Origin of the sequence: Actinomadura vinacea, assembly GCF_039532545.1 — a bacterium.
In the GTDB taxonomy this organism is placed as follows: Bacteria; Actinomycetota; Actinomycetes; order Streptosporangiales; family Streptosporangiaceae; genus Spirillospora; species Spirillospora vinacea.
In genome coordinates, this window is sequence record NZ_BAAARW010000025.1 from 1 (window position 1) to 1148 (window position 1148).

Consider the following 1148-nt stretch of genomic DNA (forward strand, 5'->3'; position numbering starts at 1 on the left):
TGCCGCTGAACCCGAACGGCAAACTGGACCGCGCCGCACTGCCCGCCCCGGACGGCGCCCGCCCCGAGCTGGGCGGGTTCGTCGAGCCCCGGGGCGCGGCGGAGGAGTCTCTGGCGGGGATCTGGGCGCAGGTGCTCGACGTCGAACGCGTCGGTGCCGAGGACAACTTCTTCGAGCTGGGCGGCGACTCGTTGCTGGCCACTCAGGTGGCGGCCCGGATCCGGCGGGTGTTCGGGGCCGAGGTGCCCATGACGGCGCTGTTCGACGAGCCGACCGTACGCGGGCTGGCCTTGGTGATCGATGCCCTGGGGCAGGATGACACGGCGCCGCCCATCACGCCGGCCGGCCGGGACCAGGACCTGCCGCTGTCGTTCGCGCAGCAGCGGCTGTGGTTCATCGACCAGCTGGAGCCCGGCTCGACCGAATACAACGTGCCGTCGCCCCTGCGCTGGGACGAGGACCTTGACATCACCGCCCTGAACGCGGCTCTGGCAGCGTTGGTCGCGCGGCATGAGGCGTTGCGGACGCGGTTGGTGGCGGACGCCGGCGGCGTGGCGCGGCAGGTGATCGATCCGCCGCCGTCGCTGTTCCCGTTCCCCGTGGTCGACGTCTCCGGCGCGGAGGATCCGGTGGTGGTGACGCGCCGGCTGCTGGCGGCGGACGCGGTGATGCCCTTCGATCTGTCGACCGGGCCGATGATGCGCGGCTCGCTGATGCGGCTCGGCGCTCGCGAGCACGTTTTGGCGCTGACCCTGCATCACGTTGTGGCCGATGAGTGGTCGGGACGGGTGCTTCGCCGTGATCTGACGGCGCTTTACGACGCGTTCCGTATGGGCGGATCGGATCCGCTGGCGCCGTTGGCGGTGCAGTACGCCGATTTCGCCGTGTGGCAGCGGCAGTGGCTGACCGGTGACGTCCTCGACGGGCAGCTGGGCTACTGGCGGGAGCGGCTGGCCGGAGTACCCGTGCTGGACCTGCCGACCGACCGGCCCCGGCCGCCCGTCCGGTCATCGGCGGGCGCGGTCGCGGAGTTCGACGTCTCGGCACGCACGGCCGACCGGTTGCGTGCGATCGCCCGTGAGCACGACGCGTCGATGTACATGACCTTGCTCGCCGCCTATCTGGTCATGCTGGCCCGTTACTCCGGT

Annotated in this window: 1 protein-coding gene; it reads left to right on the forward strand. The window is 71.4% G+C overall.

The window, feature by feature from the left end; genetic code table 11:
• Positions 1-1148: condensation domain-containing protein (locus ABD340_RS33030; protein WP_344594355.1), on the forward strand; the 1148-nt coding region annotated here is incomplete at both ends.